This window comes from Oleiphilus sp. HI0043 (assembly GCF_001634935.1).
On the sequence record NZ_LWEY01001020.1, the window covers coordinates 1 to 693 of the forward strand.

General features: G+C 42.1%; 1 protein-coding gene. It reads left to right on the forward strand.

From position 1 onward, the window contains the following. Nucleotides 1-133 precede the first annotated feature (133 nt). A partial coding sequence (locus A3729_RS10875) for a YecA family protein (protein WP_068507962.1) occupies nucleotides 134-693 on the forward strand: 560 nt, incomplete at its 3' end.

Here is a 693-nt window from a genome sequence, read left to right on the forward strand (position 1 = left end):
ATGCTTACCAGGTACTGCAGATACTAATCTGTGGAAAATCAGTTTATACTCTCGTTTTTTATACCACCCCGCTCCCAACCAGCGCCCATACACACATGAACGCATTGGTTGCACTGTCATACGGTTTTAGCAAATGTCACTAAGCGAACAACAAATTGAACAGCTCGAAGATATTCTTTTTGCCGAGCATCTAAATGAAGAGGCTTTGGATTATTTTGGCTTTCACGGCCTTGTATGCGCCAGTGTTATCGGGCCGGTAGACTTTGACACTAACACTCTTATCTCTGTGCTATTTGGCAATGATGATATCGAGCTTAGTGAATCTGAAATCGCCACTATTGAAAGCTGTATCGAAGAGATCAAGTCGACATTGCTTGAAGAGATTAATGAAGACCGCGATATACTCTTACCCTACAGCGATGAAACTGATGACGACAGCGAAACTCACTACGATGCCTGTCTTGAAAGCTGGTGCACAGGCTTTATGGAAGGTTTCTTCTACAAAGAAAAGGCATGGTTCTGCAAAGGTGAAGATGTTACCGCCGAATTGCTACTTCCTATCATGGCCCTTTCAGGCCTATTTGATAGTGATGAGTTTCAAGAAATACGTCGAAACGAAAAGCTTTTATCCCAATTCGAAGAAATTATGCCGGAGCAATTGGTGGATATCTTTCTTTTCTATCATTCGGATTA